General features: G+C 67.6%; 14 protein-coding genes. 6 read left to right on the top strand and 8 right to left on the bottom strand.

Annotated elements, in window-relative coordinates:
* The first annotated feature begins 6 nt into the window (after positions 1-6).
* Positions 7-2,364: a TRAP transporter large permease gene (locus EV656_RS04005; RefSeq protein WP_132599734.1), complete on the top strand. Its 2,358-nt coding sequence runs from the start codon at positions 7-9 to the stop codon at positions 2,362-2,364.
* A gap of 65 nt (positions 2,365-2,429) precedes the next feature.
* On the opposite strand, the gene EV656_RS04000 is transcribed toward EV656_RS04005, so the two are convergent.
* The 3 genes from EV656_RS04000 to EV656_RS03990 all read right to left on the bottom strand — a co-directional run bounded on the left by EV656_RS04000 (position 2,430) and on the right by EV656_RS03990 (position 4,307).
* A complete protein-coding gene (locus EV656_RS04000) occupies positions 2,430-3,263 on the bottom strand; it encodes an arginyltransferase (protein ID WP_132599731.1) in 834 nt (277 codons plus the stop codon).
* 70 nt (positions 3,264-3,333) lie between these two features.
* Entirely contained in the window at positions 3,334-3,783 is a 450-nt protein-coding gene (locus tag EV656_RS03995; protein WP_132599728.1) for an RDD family protein, read from the bottom strand.
* A 56-nt stretch (positions 3,784-3,839) separates the two neighbouring features.
* On the bottom strand, positions 3,840-4,307 hold the full coding sequence (locus tag EV656_RS03990) for a YbaK/EbsC family protein (RefSeq protein WP_132599725.1): 468 nt from the start codon (positions 4,305-4,307) through the stop codon (positions 3,840-3,842).
* A 92-nt stretch (positions 4,308-4,399) separates the two neighbouring features.
* On the opposite strand from EV656_RS03990, the gene EV656_RS03985 reads away from it, so the two are divergent.
* Together EV656_RS03985 and EV656_RS03980 are read left to right on the top strand one after the other, a co-directional pair.
* Entirely contained in the window at positions 4,400-7,207 is a 2,808-nt protein-coding gene (locus EV656_RS03985) for a [protein-PII] uridylyltransferase family protein (protein WP_132599722.1), read from the top strand.
* Positions 7,197-7,463: a hypothetical protein gene (locus EV656_RS03980; protein ID WP_132599719.1), complete on the top strand. Its 267-nt coding sequence runs from the start codon at positions 7,197-7,199 to the stop codon at positions 7,461-7,463. The genes EV656_RS03985 and EV656_RS03980 overlap by 11 nt, the downstream gene beginning before the upstream one ends.
* Before the next feature lie 19 nt (positions 7,464-7,482).
* Here the strand turns inward: EV656_RS03980 and eda are convergent, their stop codons facing one another.
* Both eda and edd read right to left on the bottom strand, forming a co-directional pair.
* Positions 7,483-8,100, bottom strand: a complete 618-nt coding sequence (gene eda / locus EV656_RS03975) for a bifunctional 4-hydroxy-2-oxoglutarate aldolase/2-dehydro-3-deoxy-phosphogluconate aldolase (RefSeq protein WP_132599716.1) — start codon at positions 8,098-8,100, stop codon at positions 7,483-7,485.
* Between the two features lie 76 nt (positions 8,101-8,176).
* A complete protein-coding gene (gene edd, locus EV656_RS03970; protein ID WP_132599714.1) occupies positions 8,177-9,982 on the bottom strand; it encodes a phosphogluconate dehydratase in 1,806 nt (601 codons plus the stop codon).
* Positions 9,983-10,191: 209 nt separating this feature from the next.
* On the opposite strand from edd, the gene EV656_RS03965 reads away from it, so the two are divergent.
* Genes EV656_RS03965 through EV656_RS03955 form a run of 3 tightly spaced genes read left to right on the top strand, consistent with a single transcriptional unit; the run spans position 10,192 to position 12,658 of the window.
* Positions 10,192-10,878: a DUF6778 family protein gene (locus EV656_RS03965; protein WP_200276607.1), complete on the top strand. Its 687-nt coding sequence runs from the start codon at positions 10,192-10,194 to the stop codon at positions 10,876-10,878.
* A 41-nt stretch (positions 10,879-10,919) separates the two neighbouring features.
* A complete protein-coding gene (locus EV656_RS03960; RefSeq protein ID WP_132599712.1) occupies positions 10,920-12,119 on the top strand; it encodes an RSP_2647 family RNA methyltransferase in 1,200 nt (399 codons plus the stop codon).
* Entirely contained in the window at positions 12,116-12,658 is a 543-nt protein-coding gene (locus EV656_RS03955) for an RSP_2648 family PIN domain-containing protein (RefSeq protein WP_132599710.1), read from the top strand. Before EV656_RS03960 ends, EV656_RS03955 begins: the two co-directional genes overlap by 4 nt.
* On the opposite strand, the gene EV656_RS03950 is transcribed toward EV656_RS03955, so the two are convergent.
* Genes EV656_RS03950 through EV656_RS03940 form a run of 3 tightly spaced genes read right to left on the bottom strand, consistent with a single transcriptional unit; the run spans position 12,655 to position 15,568 of the window.
* The gene (locus EV656_RS03950; RefSeq protein ID WP_132599708.1) at positions 12,655-13,524 is read right to left on the bottom strand and encodes an NAD-dependent epimerase/dehydratase family protein; all 870 of its coding nucleotides are present in this window, start codon (positions 13,522-13,524) and stop codon (positions 12,655-12,657) included. The two genes, EV656_RS03955 and EV656_RS03950, sit on opposite strands and share 4 nt — an antisense overlap.
* Positions 13,521-14,354 (bottom strand): glycosyltransferase, encoded by an 834-nt coding sequence (locus EV656_RS03945; protein WP_132599706.1) that lies wholly within the window; start codon positions 14,352-14,354, stop codon positions 13,521-13,523. The genes EV656_RS03950 and EV656_RS03945 overlap by 4 nt, the downstream gene beginning before the upstream one ends.
* Positions 14,351-15,568 carry an NAD-dependent epimerase/dehydratase family protein gene (locus tag EV656_RS03940; protein WP_132599704.1) on the bottom strand — a complete coding sequence of 406 codons (1,218 nt, stop codon included), beginning with the start codon at positions 15,566-15,568 and terminating at the stop codon, positions 14,351-14,353. The genes EV656_RS03945 and EV656_RS03940 overlap by 4 nt, the downstream gene beginning before the upstream one ends.
* Between the last annotated feature and the right edge of the window lie 15 nt (positions 15,569-15,583).

Genomic DNA, 15,583 nt, shown 5'->3' with positions numbered 1-15,583 from the left:
GGGCATATGCTATTCGGACTGGACGGCGTCGAACTCGGCCTGATCATCGTTTTTCTGTGCCTCTTCGGGGGCATCTTGTCGGGCTTTCCGGTGGCCTTTGCCATCGGCGGGTCGGCGGTCATTTCCTTTGGGATTATCGCATCGCTGGACAGCGCGGGGCTGCTGATCCACCAGGCGGTGGATACCGGCAGCGCGGCCTATAACGCGCTGGTCGCGCAGGGGGTGCACCCGAACGCGATTTCCACCTTCCGATACCCAGAGTTGCCAACCTATGACACGGCGCTGTTCCCGCGCGGCTGGGAAACCGCGCTGGACCGCAACATCAGCTTTATCGTCAACCGGATGAACGAACGCGTTCTCGCCGGCCAGTCGATCGAGACCCTGCTGGCGGTGCTGATGTTCGTGCTGATGGGCATCACGCTGGAACGGTCGCGGATCGCCAACGACCTGCTGACCACCATGGCGCGGATCTTTGGGCCGCTGCCCGGCGGCCTGGCAGTGTCGGTGGTGGTCGTGGGGGCGTTCCTGGCGGCCTCGACGGGCATCGTGGGGGCGACGGTGGTTACCATGGGGCTGCTGTCGCTGCCGACCATGCTGCGCAACAAGTATTCGCCGGAACTGGCCACCGGGGTTATCGCGGCCAGTGGCACGTTGGGGCAGATCATTCCGCCCTCTATCGTGATCGTGCTGCTGGGGACGCTGGCGGGCGACCTTTACGCCGTCGGCCAGGAGCAGCGCGCCCAGATGGTGGGCTGTTCCGACGCGCTGACCTATCTGGGCGAGGCGGCGGTCGTATCAGTCGGCACCCTGTTCCAGGCCGCCCTGTTGCCCGGAATCATGCTGGCGGTGCTTTATGCGGCATACGCCTTCGGCTTTGCCCTGTTTAACCCGTCCAAGGCGCCGCCGGTACGCGGGGACGGGACCGCCAGGGCGGGTGCGGGCCGGCAGTCCGCGCTGACCTGGTTCGTCTATGTGCCGACGGGTGTGATCGCCGTTGCCGTCCTGGCGGTGCAGCTGGGTGTCGCCGGCAGCCAGGATCTGACGGTCAGCAGCCAGACCTCGCAGGGCGAGGGCGCGGCGCTGCGCACGAACGTGTCCGACCAGTGCAAGGCCGCGATGATCGACCTGCACGGGCAGGAAAAATGGGATCGCGCGGTGGCCCAGCAGCAGGCCATCGAGGCGGCCGGCGGGGTTCAGCAATCGCGCCAGTTGAGCGCCGAGGAAATGACCCAGGCGCGCGCCGACAAGATCGCCGCCGCACCAGCGATCGGCACTGGAACGCTGATTAGCTTCGTTCTGCTGTCGCTGTTGCTGGTGACCGCGCGCGGCGTGGTGCCCGGGGCCAACCCGCGCCCGCTGCTGATCGGTGGCGCCGGGGTGGCGCTGGCGCTGTTGGCCGATGCGCTGCTGATCGCGCCCGATGCCTCGCCCGGGCGCGGGTTCCTGATTCTGGCACTGCCCTTGGCGGTCACGCTTTACGGGGTGCGCCAGGCCGTGGGGATGCTGGGCCAGTCGGATCTGCTGCGCGTCGTCTTTCCGCCGCTTGTGCTGATCGTCGCGGTGCTGGGCTCCATCCTGGGCGGCATCACCAACCCCACGCCCGCCGCGGCGCTTGGGGCCGGCGGGGCGCTGATGCTGGCGGCCTATCGCAAACTGAAAGAGGAAAACAGCACCGGCAAGACGATCATCTGGGCCTCTTTCGCGATTGTCGTGATGATCCTGGCCGGGGTGAATTTCGATCTGCGCATTCAGCGTGAAACCGTCCCGGTGGAGGACTGGATTGCCTTCTTCGTTGCGCAGGGCAGCTATCACTTCGCGATGTTCGGCATTCTTTATTCCTGCTGGGTGCTGTTCCGGTCCGGCGTGCTGCCGCCGGTGGTGCGGGAAACGGCCAAGGTCACGTCGATGGTGTTTACCATCCTGATCGGGTCGCAACTGCTGAACCTTGTGGTGATCTCCTTTGGCGGGGAACACTACATTCAGCAATTCCTGCGCAGCTTCGACGACGAGGTGAAGGTGTTCCTCATCGTGATGCTGGTGCTGTTCATCCTGGGCTTCGTTCTGGATTTCCTGGAAATCATCTACATCGTGATCCCGATTGTCGGGCCGGTCATCTATGGCGGTGCCTTCGATCCGAAATGGGTGACGATCATGATCGCGGTCAACCTGCAGACCAGCTTCCTGACGCCGCCTTTCGGCTTTGCGCTGTTCTATCTCAGGGGGGTTGCACCGAAGGAGGTGACAACGATGCATATCTATCGCGGCGTCGTCCCCTTCGTGGTGATCCAGGTTCTGGGGCTGGGGCTGCTGTATTTCTTCCCCGGGATCGTCACGATCATTCCCAGCCTGCTGCCGAATGGCTGAGTGCGGCCGCGCCCCCCGGGGCGCGGTCCTTCGCATCCGTGTCAAGGGAAAGCGGCCTCTGACCCTCAGCCTGTGCTGCGGGTGTCGGGTAGGCTGATGCGTGCGACCTGTTCGGCGATGGGCGCAACCGACAGCGGATGGGTCACGCTGCCATGGTCGCCCGGATCGCCCAGATCCTGCCAGGCGCCACCCTTGTAGATTTCCAGCGCCGAAAAGCGGGCCTTGTACCCCATCTTGGTACTGCCCGGCACCCAGTAGCCGAGATAGACATAGGGCAGCCCCGCCTCGCGCGCCATTTCCACATGGTCCAGGATCACATGCGTCCCGATCGAGCGTTTGGCGCGGTCCGGTTCATAGAAGGAATAGACCATGGACAGCCCGTCATCCAGGATGTCGGTCAGGCAGACGCCGACCAGGGGCCGATGCGCGCTGCCCTCGGCGGGTTGGCCGGTATATTCCACCACGCGCGAGCGGACCGGGGTCTCCTCGATCATCGCGGCAAATTCGAAGATATCCATGTCGGCCATGCCGCCATCGGCGTGGCGCGATTCAAGATAGCGCCGGAACAGGGCATATTGTTCCTCTGTGGCCCAGGGGGCGCCGGTGCTGCGCATCAGGTCGTCGTTGCGGTTGCGCGCCTTGCGCTGGCTGCGCGAGGGCTTGAAATCTGCGACGCGGATACGCGCCGACAGGCAGGCGCTGCAATCGGCGCAGGCCGGGCGGTACAGCACGTTCTGCGACCGGCGAAAGCCCTGCTTGGACAGGGCGTCGTTCAGCAATTCGGCCTGCTCGCCCTGCAGCGCGGTAAACAGTTTGCGCTCCATCCGCCGGGGCAGATAGGGGCAGGGCTGCGGGGCCGTCACGTAAAACTGCGGCGCAAGCGGAAGCGTGTGGCGCATGTTTGGGCACCTGCATTCGAATTTATTTAAACGCTAACATCGGTTTGGCGGCGCTGCCAAGGCCGTTTGCTCAGCCCCGCGCGGGCCGGTTGATTGCCGCCGTCCCCAGGATCATGTCCGGCAGCCCCTGGGCGCGCGGGCCGGTCAGCATCATCACGATAGAGGCGACCTGCGGCAGGACCGTCAGCATGCTGCCGGTGTAGAGTGCCGTGTGCAGCGCGGCGTCGCGCGCCTCCAGCCGTTCGCCCCGTCCGTTGCGGATCTCCAGCGCCATCAGCCGCATGCCCCAGGTCGCCGAGCCGCGCGACAGCGTCACCGTGCGGTAGGCAAAGCCGATCACGGTGTAGAACGCCGGAAAGACGAAAGCCGCGGCAAAGGCGGTGAAGGGCAGCGCCAGAATGCTGAGCACCATGATAACCAGCGTATCGACGATCCAGGCGCCGAAGCGCTTGATCGGAACATCCGCGTAAAACTCGCGGTGCAGGTCGGGATCGGGCAGGCCCCAAAGCGTATCTGACATGGCGCAGATGTAGGCGCCCCCGGCGGGTCTTGAAAGGGCCGCGACTGCGGTTTCTGCTACAGCGTGAAATCCGCCACCTGCGCCCCTGTCAGGTCGGGCAGCACATGCGGGTCCAGCGCAAAGACATGGCGCGGTGTGCCCGCCGCCGCCCAGATCGTGGTGAACTCCAGCAACCGGGGGTCCAGAAAGGCGTGGATCGGGTTCAGGTGCCCGATGGGGGCTACGCCGCCGATGGCAAACCCCGTCTGTGCGCGGATCAAGGCGGCGTCGGCCTTGCCTAACGCCTCCCCCGCCAGGGCCGCGGCCTTGGTATCGCAGACGCGGTTGCCGCCAGCGGTCAGGAACAGCAGCGCCGTGCCCGAGCTTTCCCCGCGAAAGATGATGGATTTGGCGATCTGGTCGATCTGGCAGCCTACCGCGTCGGCGGCCTCTTGCGCGGTGCGGGTCTGGCCCAGTTCCTTGATGTCGGCGGCGATCCCGGCGGCCTCCAGGGCTGCACGGACGCGTTTCAGGCTCTTGCTCATTCCCGGCCTCCTGTTTGGCGCCGAGGCTTAGCAGGCCCGGCCGGACGTGCAAGCCCGTTGACCGCCCGCGCCGGGCGCTGCATCAAGGCGCCATGACATTTGCCGCCCGCCTGACCCGCTGCCCCGTTCCGTATGATCCCGAGCGCGCCGCCGAGGCCGCTGAACGGTTCGCCGCTCAGCCGCCCGAACTGCGCGAATTGCTGGCCGGTACCGCCGGGTGCAGCCCCTATCTGTGGGGGCTGATGACGCGCGAGGGCGATTGGCTGGAGCCTGCGCTGGCGGGCGATCCGGACGCGGCGTTTGCCGCGCTGCTGGACGAGGTGCGCGCGCTGCCGCAAGAGGCGTTGAAAACCGGGCTGCGCCAGGCCAAGCGGCGCGCCGCGTTGCTGATTGCGCTGGCCGATCTGGGCGGCGTCTGGCCGCTGGAGCAGGTGACCGGCGCGCTGACCGATTTCGCCGATCTGTGCGTGGATACGACGCTGAAACGGCTGGTCGCCGCAGAAATCGCGCGGGGTAAGCTGCCGGGACTGACCCAGGCCGACGCGGACACGGCCGGTGGCATGGTCGCGCTGGCCATGGGCAAGCAGGGCGCGCATGAGTTGAACTATTCCTCTGATATCGACCTGATCGTGCTGTTCGATCAGGATCGGTTCGACGAGGACGACTTTCACGAGGCGCGCAGCATCTTTATCAAGATCACCCGGCGGATGACCGCGCTGCTGTCGGAAATGACCGGCGAGGGCTATGTGTTCCGCACCGACCTGCGTCTGCGCCCCGATGCCAGCGTCACCCCCGTCTGCCTGTCGATGGAGGCGGCAGAGCGGTATTATGAAAGCCTGGGCCGCACCTGGGAACGCGCGGCCCACATCAAGGCGCGGCCCTGCGCGGGGGACATTCAGGCGGGCTGGGCGTACCTGGATCGGCTGCGCCCCTTCGTCTGGCGCAAGCATTTGGACTTTGCCGCGATTCAGGATGCCCACGACATGCGGCTGAAGATCCGCAGCCACAAGGGGCTGCACGGCGCGCTGTGCCTGGAAGGCCACGACATGAAGCTGGGTCAGGGCGGTATCCGCGAGATCGAGTTCTTTACCCAGACCCGCCAGATCATCGCCGGGGGGCGCGATCCCGACCTGCGGGTGCGCGGTACGGTCGAGGGGCTGGCCCGGCTGGCCGCCAAGGGCTGGGTGCCGCAGGACGTGGCCGAACGCCTGACCGCCGATTACCGCGAACACCGCGAGATCGAGCACCGCCTGCAGATGGTCAATGATGCCCAGACGCACAAGCTGCCCAACTCGGACGAGGGCATCGCGCGGATTGCGCATTTCTGCGGCATCGCGGATGTCGACGCCTGGCGCGCCCGGCTGACCGACCGGCTGGAGGGGGTGGCAGAGCTGACCGAGGGCTTCTTCGCGCCCGGTGGCGGCGGGGCGGACAGCGAGGAGGCGACGCCCGACCTGCCCGAGGGCGCGGTGGAATTCGTGGACCGCTGGCCGGATTATCCCTGCCTGCGATCGGCCCGCGCGCGCGAGGTATTCAAGCGGCTGAAGCCGGACCTGCTGGCGCGGCTGGCCAAGGCCCCGCGCCCGGTCGAGGCCGTGGCCGCCTTTGACGGGTTTCTGAAGGGGCTGCCCGCCGGGGTGCAGCTGTTTTCCCTCTTCGAGGCCAACCCGCACCTGATCGACCTGATTATCGACATCACCAGCGTTTCCCCGGAACTGGCGCAGTACCTGTCGCGCAACGCGGGTGTGCTGGACGCGGTGATCGGCGGCGATTTCTTCGAGGATTGGCCGGGATGCGCCGCCCTTTGCGCGCAGCTTTCCCAAAGGCTGGCCGCGATGGACGATTACGAACGCCAGCTGGATGCCGCGCGGGCCTGGGCCAAGGAATGGCATTTCCGCATCGGCGTGCATTTCCTGCGCGGGCTGATCGACGCGCAAGAGGCCGGGCGCGAATACGCCGATCTGGCAGAGGCGGTTCTGGTTGCGCTGTGGCCCCATGTGGTGGCCCATTTCGCCGCCAAACATGGGGCCCCGCCGGGCAAGGGCGCGGTGGTGCTGGGGATGGGATCGCTGGGCGCGGGGTCGCTGACGGCGAAATCGGATCTGGACCTGATCGTGATCTACGATGCCGACGGGGTCGAAAGCTCTGACGGGCGGCGCCCGCTGGCGGCGCGGGCCTATTACGCGCGGCTGACCCAGGCGCTGGTCACCGCGCTGACCGCACCGATGGCCGAGGGCAAGCTGTATGAGGTGGACATGCGCCTGCGCCCCTCGGGCAATCAGGGGCCGGTGGCGACCTCATTGCAGAGCTTCCGCAACTACCAGCGGGATCAGGCCTGGACCTGGGAACATCTGGCGCTGACCCGCGCGCGGCCCGTTGCGGGCGATATCGCCCTGGCCGAAGAGGTGGAGACCTTCCGCCGTGATCTGCTGGCGGAAAAGGCCGATCCGGCCCGGACCTTTGCAGGTGTGGTGGACATGCGCCGCCGTCTGGCCCAGGCCAAGCCCGCGAAATCGGCGTGGGACGGCAAACAGGGGCCGGGGCGGGGGCAGGATATCGAACTGATCGCCACGGCTGCCGCCCTGATCGCCGCCAGTCCGGCGCGGGGCGTGTTCGACCAGTTGGCCGCCGGGGTAACGGCGGGGCTGCTGCGCGAAGCCGAGGCCGACACGCTGGCCGAAACCTACCGCCTGTTGCGCAAGGTACAGGGCGCGGCCAGGCTGATTTCCGACAGCCCGCTCGACCCGGCGGCGTTGGGCGAGGGGGGGCGGGCCTTTCTGTTGCGTGGCACCGGGGCCGAGGATGCCGCCGCGCTGCAGGCCGCGCTGGACGCGGCCCGCGGACAGGCGGCCGAGGTGATCGAGGCAGTGATTGCGCGGGGGACAAGTGATGCGTCTTGAACAGGCCGACCCGCGGCGGCTGATCGCGGAATCCTACCGGATCGAGGGGATCGGCGCGCCCGAGTGCCGCTCTATCTTTCTGGATTGGGCGATCGGGCTGCCGCCCGAGGTGAACACGCGCCGCGCACTGAAACGGCTGCTGGCCGAATACGCCCTGCAAAACCCCGACCACCCGATGACCGCCGTTCTGCGCGCGGGTCTGGACGACGCCCCGGTTGCGCGGCGGCGGGGCGGCGCGGGCGGGCGGCGCAACTGAGTACCGCGCCGCGGGGCGATCAGTGCGGCAGGCGGGCGGCCTCTTCGGCCAGGGTGCGGATGCCGTCCCAATCGCCTGCAGCGACCCGGTCGCGCGGGGCCAGCCAGGACCCGCCCACGCACAGCACGTTCGGCAGGCACAGATAGTCGCGCGCGGTGTCGTGGCCGATGCCGCCCGTTGGGCAAAAGCGCAGGTCGGGCAGGGGGCCGGACAGCGATTTCAGCATGTCCACCCCGCCCGCCGCGGCAGCCGGAAAGAACTTCAGCACCCGATGCCCCTGTTCGCGCAGGGTCATCGCCTCGCTTGGGGTGGCGATGCCGGGCAAAAGCGGCAGGCCCTGTTCCTGCGCGGCCTGGATCAGGCGCGGGGTCGCACCGGGCGACACCCCGAACTGTGCCCCGGCATTGCGCGCGGCGGCCACGTCGTCCGGCCCCAGCAGCGTGCCCGCACCGACCACCGCGCCGGGCACATCCGCCATCGCGGCCATTGCGTCCAGCGCGGCCGGGGTGCGGAGGGTCACCTCCAGCACCGGCAGACCACCGGCGACCAGCGCCTCGGCCAGCGGGCGGGCCTTGGCCACGTCATCGACCACCAGCACCGGGATCACCGGGGCGCCGGTCAGCAGGGTTTCGAGCATCTGGGAACCGGGGTCGCCTTGCATGGTGCGTGGCCTTTCGTGCTGCGGTTGCCCGGGTATTTGGGCCAAGAAGAATTCAGGACACAATGCCCCCGCCCTGCGTGGCGGGCGCGGCATGGGCGCGGAGGGCGGCGAACAGATCGCGCCCCAGGCCGGTTTCATTGGCCGACAGGTCGGGGGTGGCGGGATCGCGGGTCAGCGCGGCGGGGTCGGTCACGTCCAGCGTGCCCGCGCGCGCATTCAGCCGGATCACGTCGCCGTCGCGCAGGCGGGCCAACGGGCCGCCATCCCTGGCCTCGGGGCTGACATGGATCGCGGCTGGCACCTTGCCGCTGGCCCCCGACATACGCCCGTCGGTGACCAGCGCCACCTTCAGCTCGCGATCCTGCAGCACCGAAAGTGTCGGTGTCAGGGAATGCAGTTCGGGCATGCCGTTGGCGCGCGGCCCCTGGAAGCGGACGACGATCACGGTGTCCTGGGTAAATTTCCCCGCCTTGAAGGCATCCTTGACCGCGTCTTGGGTGTCGAAAATGCGGGCGGGGGCCTCGATCATCAGGCGGTCCTCTGCCACGGCAGAGGTCTTGATGATGCCGCGGCCCAGGTTGCCCTCCAGCGCGCGCAGGCCGCCGCTGGGTTGGAACGGGTCCGAGGCCGGGCGCAGGATCTTGTCGTTGTGGCTGTGGTCCGGGCCATCGGACCAGTGCACGGCCCCCTCTGTCAGTTTCGGCTCGCGCGTATAGGCGGCCAGCCCCTCGCCTGCGACGGTGCGCGTGTCGGGGTGCAGCAGGCCCGCGGCCAGCAACTCGCCGATCATGTAGGCCAGGCCACCGGCGGCGTGGAAATGGTTCACGTCGGCCAGCCCGTTGGGATAGACCCGCGCCATCAGCGGCGTGACCGCCGACAGCCGCGCGAAATCCTCGATATCCAGCACGATGCCCGCCGCGCGGGCCATTGCGGGCAGGTGCAGCACCAGGTTGGTGGACCCGCCCGTCGCCATCAGCCCGACGATGCCGTTGACGAAGGCACGTTCGTCCAGGATGTGCCCCGCGGGCGTATAGGCATCGCCGAGCGCGGTGATTTCCAGCGCGCGCTGCGTCCCGGCGGCGGTCAACGCGTCGCGCAGGGGCGTGTTCGGATTGACGAAGCTGGCGCCGGGCAGGTGCAGGCCCATCACCTCCATCAGCATCTGGTTGGAATTGGCGGTGCCGTAAAACGTGCAGGTTCCGGGGCTGTGGTAAGAGGCCATCTCGGCGGCCATCAGCTTGTCCCGGCCGATTTCCCCGGCGGCAAAGCGTTGGCGCACCTTGGCCTTTTCGTCGTTTGGCAGGCCGCTGGGCATGGGGCCGGCGGGCAGGAACACCGCGGGCAGGTGGCCAAAGCTGGCCGCCGCGATCACCAGGCCCGGCACGATCTTGTCGCAGACGCCCAGGAACACCGCCGCGTCGAACGTGTTGTGCGACAGGGCCACCCCCGCAGCCATGGCGATCACGTCGCGGGAAAACAGCGACAGTTCCATCCCCGGCTGGCCCTGGGTCACGCCATCGCACATGGCGGGCACGCCGCCGGCGACCTGTGCGGTGGCGCCCACCTCTGTCGCGGCTTGCTTGATGAGGGCGGGGAAGCGCGCGAATGGCTGATGCGCGGACAGCATGTCGTTATAGGCCGTCACGATCCCCAGGTTCGGTGCGCGCCCCTTGGCCATCGTCTCCTTGTCCGGGCCCATCGCGGCATAGGCATGGGCCTGGTTGCCGCAGGACAGGTGCGCGCGGGCCGGGCCTTCCTCGGCCGCGCGTGCGATGCGCGCCAGATAGGCCGCGCGACTGTCGCGCGAGCGGGCGGCGATGGCGGCGGTGACATCCTCGACGATGGCGTTCAGCGCCATGGCGGGCCTCCGGAATTGGCAAGGGGTCTGGTCTGGATATAGAGGGTTAGCGCTAACGGAAAAACCCCTGTTGTCCCGATAATGGCCCCGCAGCATGCGCCTGCGGCAATGCCCCGGAAAAGCAGCGCCTTTTCCGCAAATTCGCCCAATTTCGCAACCAAACTTTAAGGGAATTTCGCGCGGGGCTTGCCCGCAAGGAGGATCACGCCATGAAATCGCTGCGCCTTATCGCCCCGTTTGCCGCCGCCCTCGCGCTGAGCGCCTGCGCCTCCGTCGAAGCGCCGACCCGTGATACGCTGCCCTTCCCGCCCCAGCCCGAGGCGCTGCCGATCGCCGTGCCGCAGCAGGTGGCGGACCGTTCGGCCCCTGTGGCCGAGACCGCCGCGCTGAGCGTGCACAAGATCGTGGTCCGGGTGCCCCAAAGCCTGAAGGTGTCCGAGGCGAACCGCTATTGGCCGAACGCCGATATCGTCTGGCGCGAGGATCCCTTTGGCGATCGGTATGCGCAGGTTCAGGCGATCTTCGAAGCGGCGATGGCGCGCGGGGTTGCCGATTTCCGGCCCGGCCGCGACGTGATCCTGGACATCCAGGTGACCCGCTTCCACGCGCTGACGGAAAAGGCGCGGATCATGGTTGGCGGTGTGCATGACCTGCACTTCTTCGTCACGCTGGTCGACGCGCAGACCGGCCGCCGCCTGATGGATCCCTGGCATGTCGAGACCGAGCTGAAGGCCTATGGCGGGACCAAGGCGCTGGAGGCGATGCATCGCGGCGAAACGCAAAAGGTGCGCATCACCCGTCACCTGGCGCAGGTCATCAAGGAAGAACTGGCGCGCGTCGCCCCGGCCGCCCCGGCGCCGCTGACCGGCGTCGCCTACAGCTCCAAGGGGCGCTGAGGCCCCTTTCCGAACCCGGCGCAAGGCCGTAAAGGGGTGGCATGAATGCCGCCCCTTATCCCGTTGTCCGCCTGCGCCCCAAGGCCGAGGCCCGCGCCCTGCGCCATGGCTTTCCCTGGGTCTATTCCGATGAACTGGTCACCGACCGGCGCACCCGCGCGTTGGCCCCCGGCACCCTGGCCGTGCTGGAGGATGCCGAGCGCCGCCCGCTGGGGCTGGTGGCGGTCAATCCCGCGTCCAAGATCATCGCGCGGATGCTGGACCGCGATGTCGGGGCGGTGATCGACCGGGAATGGTTCGCCCGGCGGCTGGAGCGGGCACAGGCCCTGCGCACGCAGCTGTTCGATGCGCCCTTTTATCGGTTGTCCCATGCCGAGGCTGACGGCTTGCCCGGCGTGGTCATCGACCGGTTCGGGGCTGCGGTGGTGATCCAGCCCAACGCCGCCTGGGCCGAGGCGCATCTGGATACGCTGGCCCAAGCGGTGTCGGACGTGACCGGGGCAGAGGTGCTGGTCAAGAACGGCACCGGCCGCGCCCGCGGGCTGGAAGGGCTGGCCGAGGAAACGGTTGCCTTGCGCGGCACGCTGGATGGTCCCGTTCCGGTGCCGATGAACGGGGCCACCTACATGGCCGATCTGCTGGGCGGGCAAAAGACGGGGCTGTTCTATGATCAGCGCCCCAACCATGCCTTTGCCGCGCGGCTGGCCCCCGGCGCGCGGGTGCTGGACGTGTTTTCCCATGTGGGCGGCTTTGCGCTGGCCGCACTGGCGGGGGGCGCGGAACGCGCGCTGTCGGTCGATGCCTCGGCCCCGGCGCTGGAACTGGCCACGCAGGGCGCCACGGCGATGGGCGCGGCGGATCGGTTCGCCACGCGGCGGGGCGATGCGTTCGATGTGATGGCGGCCCTGGCCGAAGAGGGCGAAACCTTTGACGTTGTGATCTGCGATCCGCCCGCCTTTGCGCCCAACCGCGCCGCGTTGGAGGCCGGTTTGCGCGCCTATGAACGGGTGGCGCGGATGGCGGCCAAGTTGGTGGCGCCCGGGGGCTATCTGGTCCTGTGTTCCTGTTCCCATGCCGCCGATCTGACCCGCTTTCGCGCGGCCAGCGCGCGCGGCATCGGCAAGGCAGGGCGGCGTGGGCAGATCATCCATACCGGCTTTGCCGGGCCGGACCATCCTGTTCTGCCGCAACTGGCGGAATCGGGGTATCTGAAGGCGGTGTTCTTCCGGCTGACCGAATGAGGGCGCTGCTGGACGCCTGCGTTCTGTACCCCACGGTGCTGCGGGAAATCCTGCTGGGCGTGGCCGGTGAGGGGCTGTTCACACCGCTTTGGTCCGCCCGTATCTTGGAAGAATGGGCGCGCGCCGCGCGCAAGATCGGCCCGACAGGCGAGGCGCAGGCGCGTGCCGAAATCGCGCTGGTCCGTGCCGCCTGGCCGGGGGCCGAGGTGGCCCCGAAAGAGGGGCTGGAGGCGCGGCTGTGGCTGCCCGACGACAATGACCGGCATGTTTTGGCCGCCGGTATCGCGGGCAGCGCCGATGTGATTGTCACCTTCAACGCGCGCGATTTCCCGCGCCATCTGTTGGCTGAGGAAGGCCTGCGACGCGACGGGCCGGATGCGTTCCTGATGGAATTCTGGCTGGCCGACGCCGCCGCGGTAGAGGGGGTGGTGCGCCGCGTCCATGCGCAGGCCGAGCGGTTGTCGGGTGAAACGTTGCCGCTGCGCGCCCTGCTGAAACGCGCGCGCCTGCCCCGGCTGGGCAAGGCGCTGGCCGGTTAACGCAGCGCGGGCAAGGTGTTGCGCAACAGCGCAAGCCCCCCCGGCACCCAGCCCAGTTGCTGCATCCGGTTGCAATCCATCGCGCTGACGGGGGCATCGCTGGGGGCGGGCAGGGGGATGCTCAGCCCCTCGGCCTTTGCCAGCAGGGCCAGCAGGTCGCGCCGATCCAGCAGGATGTCGGACAGGTTGAAGGCGCGGGCCGAGACCGTTTCCGTCGGTGCATTGCGCAATAGCCGCCCGGCCTCGGCCAGATCGGCGCCGTGCAGTTCCGTGCCGCGGCGCGGTGCGATGGGACGGCCCGCGCGGAAATCGTCGAACAGGTCCGCCCATTTGTGCCGCTGCCCCGGCCCGGCTGGGCCATAGACCCCGGTGGCGCGCAAGGATACCGGCACGAATTCAGGGGCGGCCATGGCGAACAGCGCCTGTTCGGCCTGCCATTTCACCTGGCCGTACAGCGTGTCTGGGCGCGGCGCCATGTCATCGGTCAGCACGGTGCCGGGCGGGTAGGCGCCATAGACGGCGCGGGTGGACAGGAACAGAACCCGCTGCACGCCGCAGGCCCGCGCGGCTTGGAACAGCGCGACCGAGCCGTCCAGATTGGCGCGCGCGAACCCCTCGGGGTCGTCGCCCTCGCCCCCGCGATAGCGCCCGGGCACATGGGCAAAGGCGCAGTGGATCACCGTGTTGTGCCCGGCCAGATCGGGGCGCTCGCCCAGGGTATAGGGGCGATGTGCGACGGGGGCCGAAAAGAAACCGGGCGGTGGCGCGCGGCGGGTCAGAACGGCGACGGGTTCACCGCGCGCCAGCGCCTCTTCGACGAAGAAGCGACCTACCAGGCCGGTGGCGCCGGTGACCGCCAGGCTCATGCCGGCTTGGGCAGGCTGGCGGGGTTGGGAATGTCGGTGCCCGCTTCAAAGGCCCGCCATAGATCGATCAGGGGGCGCACGAGGTCCGCCTTGGCGTGATCCTGCCACGGCTTTTCATACTGGAAATGCAGCACGCGGATATCGGGCCAGTTCCACAGCTCAGGCAGGTTGAACCAGACATATTGCAGCATGTTGTCAAACACCGGCAGCCCGTGCCAGTTCGGGAAATAATCCTGCAAAAAGGTCTGGTCGGTGCGCCGCCAGAACGCGCCGGGGGCATCCAGCCGGGTCAGCATCGCGTCGAAGGTGGCCGCAGAGGGCCGCGCGGTAAAGACGCCGGAATTCAGCCGGTGGAAATCGGCCAGGGACTCATAGACGTTCGGGGCGGCTGAAAATTCGGGGTACTCGAACAGCCGGTCGATATTCTGCAACACCAGCGTATCGGCATCCAAGAACACCACCCTGTCATAATCCAACTGCCACAGGCGCAGCTTGCAGAAATTGTCCAGGGGCGTGTGAAAGGCGGGCTTTTCCCCCTTGGTAAAGGGGGCCAGCCCGTGCAGCCGGTCGCGCGCGTGCGCGGTGTTGAACGCATCCGAGGTCGGCAGCAGATCGGTTTCCACCAGCCGCGCCCCCAGATCGGCCAGCGGCGCCAGGGCATCCGCCCCCACGCCGCCGGTATGCAGCACGCACAGGTCGGCCTGTGTCGCCGTCAGCGTCAGAGAGCGCAGCAACGCCTTGGCCCCCAACGCGAAATCCGCGTTGGTGACCAGGGTGACATAGGCCGCGGCGCTGCCTGCCGGGCGGTCGGGCCTCAGCCCGTCGCTCATGACACCGATTTCAGGTGCTTGCCCTCGGGGTCGTGGTTCACCCGGTGGGCAATCTCCTTGGTCCAGGCCGAATGGGCCGGCACGCGCGAGCGGTCGATGCGGTGGGCGTATTTCTTGGCGATCTCCACCACCTCTTCCAGCAGGCCCTCTTGCAGGGTGACCGGGTTCAGCCCGAGGTCGAGGAAATGTTCGTTCTTGACGATCAGTTCGTTCTCGGCGGCCTCTTTGCGCGGGTTCGGCAGATAGGCGATTTCCGCCCCGGTGATCTTGGCCACCAGTTCGGCCAGGTCGCGCACCCGGTGGGTTTCGGTCATCTGGTTGAAGATCTTGACACGGTCGCCCGATTCCGGCGCGTCGCGCAGCGCCAGTTCGATGCAGCGCACGGTGTCCTGGATGTGGATGAAGGCACGGGTCTGCCCGCCGGTGCCGTGCACGGTCAGCGGATAGCCGATCGCGGCCTGCGCCAGGAAACGGTTCAGAACCGTGCCGTAATCGCCGTCATAGTCGAAACGGTTGATCAGCTGTTCGTGCCGCTTGGTCTGGTCCGTATTGGTGCCCCAGACGATGCCCTGGTGCAGGTCGGTGATCCGCAGCCCGTCGTTCTGGGCGTAGAACTGGAACATGATCTGATCCAGCGACTTGGTCATGTGATAGACCGAGCCGGGCTTGGTCGGATACAGGATTTCCATGCCCTTGGGGCCGGTGGGCGTGTCGATGGTCACGTCCAGATAGCCCTCGGGGATCGGCGCCCCGACGGTGGAATACCCGTAGACGCCGGTGGTGCCCAGGTGCAGCAGATGCGCGTCGATATCGGTTTCCACCAAGGCCACCAGCAGGTTGTGGGTGGCGTTGATGTTGTTGTCGACGGTGTAGATCTTGTGCCGTTCCGAAATCATCGAATAGGGCGCGGCGCGTTGTTCCGCGAAATGGACGATGGCATCGGGCTTTTCCTCGGCCAGCCAGTCGCGCAGGCGGTAGTATTCCTTGGCAAGGTCGATCAGGTGGAAATGGATCTGCTCGCCCGAGACCTCTTTCCAGATCCGGCAACGTTCCTGAATCGAATCCATCGGCGTCAGCGATTGCACGCCCAGTTCGGTATCGATCCAGCGACGGCTGAGGTTGTCGATGATATGCACCTCATGCCCAAGGTTGGAGAGGTGAAGCGAGGTGGGCCAGCCGCAGAAGCCGTCACCACCGAGAACCGCAATTTTCATCGTCGTCTCCTTTCG

This window comes from Rhodovulum adriaticum (assembly GCF_004345735.1).
In the GTDB taxonomy this organism is placed as follows: domain Bacteria; phylum Pseudomonadota; class Alphaproteobacteria; order Rhodobacterales; family Rhodobacteraceae; genus Rhodovulum; species Rhodovulum adriaticum.
The sequence above is the reverse complement of the archived record's forward strand: the minus strand, read 5'-3'. Positions and strand labels throughout refer to the sequence as shown.

What these genes read in the sequence shown, in the direction of transcription:
- EV656_RS03965 (WP_200276607.1), top strand. Translation starts at nt 10,192, where the DNA reads ATGAAATCGCTGCGCCTTATCGCCCCGTTTGCCGCCGCCCTCGCGCTG.
- EV656_RS04005 (WP_132599734.1), top strand. Translation starts at nt 7, where the DNA reads ATGCTATTCGGACTGGACGGCGTCGAACTCGGCCTGATCATCGTTTTT.
- EV656_RS03980 (WP_132599719.1), top strand. Translation starts at nt 7,197, where the DNA reads ATGCGTCTTGAACAGGCCGACCCGCGGCGGCTGATCGCGGAATCCTAC.
- EV656_RS03995 (WP_132599728.1), bottom strand. Translation starts at nt 3,783, where the DNA reads ATGTCAGATACGCTTTGGGGCCTGCCCGATCCCGACCTGCACCGCGAG.
- EV656_RS03985 (WP_132599722.1), top strand. Translation starts at nt 4,400, where the DNA reads ATGACATTTGCCGCCCGCCTGACCCGCTGCCCCGTTCCGTATGATCCC.
- eda (WP_132599716.1), bottom strand. Translation starts at nt 8,100, where the DNA reads ATGCTCGAAACCCTGCTGACCGGCGCCCCGGTGATCCCGGTGCTGGTG.
- EV656_RS03940 (WP_132599704.1), bottom strand. Translation starts at nt 15,568, where the DNA reads ATGAAAATTGCGGTTCTCGGTGGTGACGGCTTCTGCGGCTGGCCCACC.
- EV656_RS03950 (WP_132599708.1), bottom strand. Translation starts at nt 13,524, where the DNA reads ATGAGCCTGGCGGTCACCGGCGCCACCGGCCTGGTAGGTCGCTTCTTC.
- EV656_RS04000 (WP_132599731.1), bottom strand. Translation starts at nt 3,263, where the DNA reads ATGCGCCACACGCTTCCGCTTGCGCCGCAGTTTTACGTGACGGCCCCG.
- EV656_RS03945 (WP_132599706.1), bottom strand. Translation starts at nt 14,354, where the DNA reads ATGAGCGACGGGCTGAGGCCCGACCGCCCGGCAGGCAGCGCCGCGGCC.
- EV656_RS03955 (WP_132599710.1), top strand. Translation starts at nt 12,116, where the DNA reads ATGAGGGCGCTGCTGGACGCCTGCGTTCTGTACCCCACGGTGCTGCGG.
- EV656_RS03990 (WP_132599725.1), bottom strand. Translation starts at nt 4,307, where the DNA reads ATGAGCAAGAGCCTGAAACGCGTCCGTGCAGCCCTGGAGGCCGCCGGG.
- EV656_RS03960 (WP_132599712.1), top strand. Translation starts at nt 10,920, where the DNA reads ATGAATGCCGCCCCTTATCCCGTTGTCCGCCTGCGCCCCAAGGCCGAG.
- edd (WP_132599714.1), bottom strand. Translation starts at nt 9,982, where the DNA reads ATGGCGCTGAACGCCATCGTCGAGGATGTCACCGCCGCCATCGCCGCC.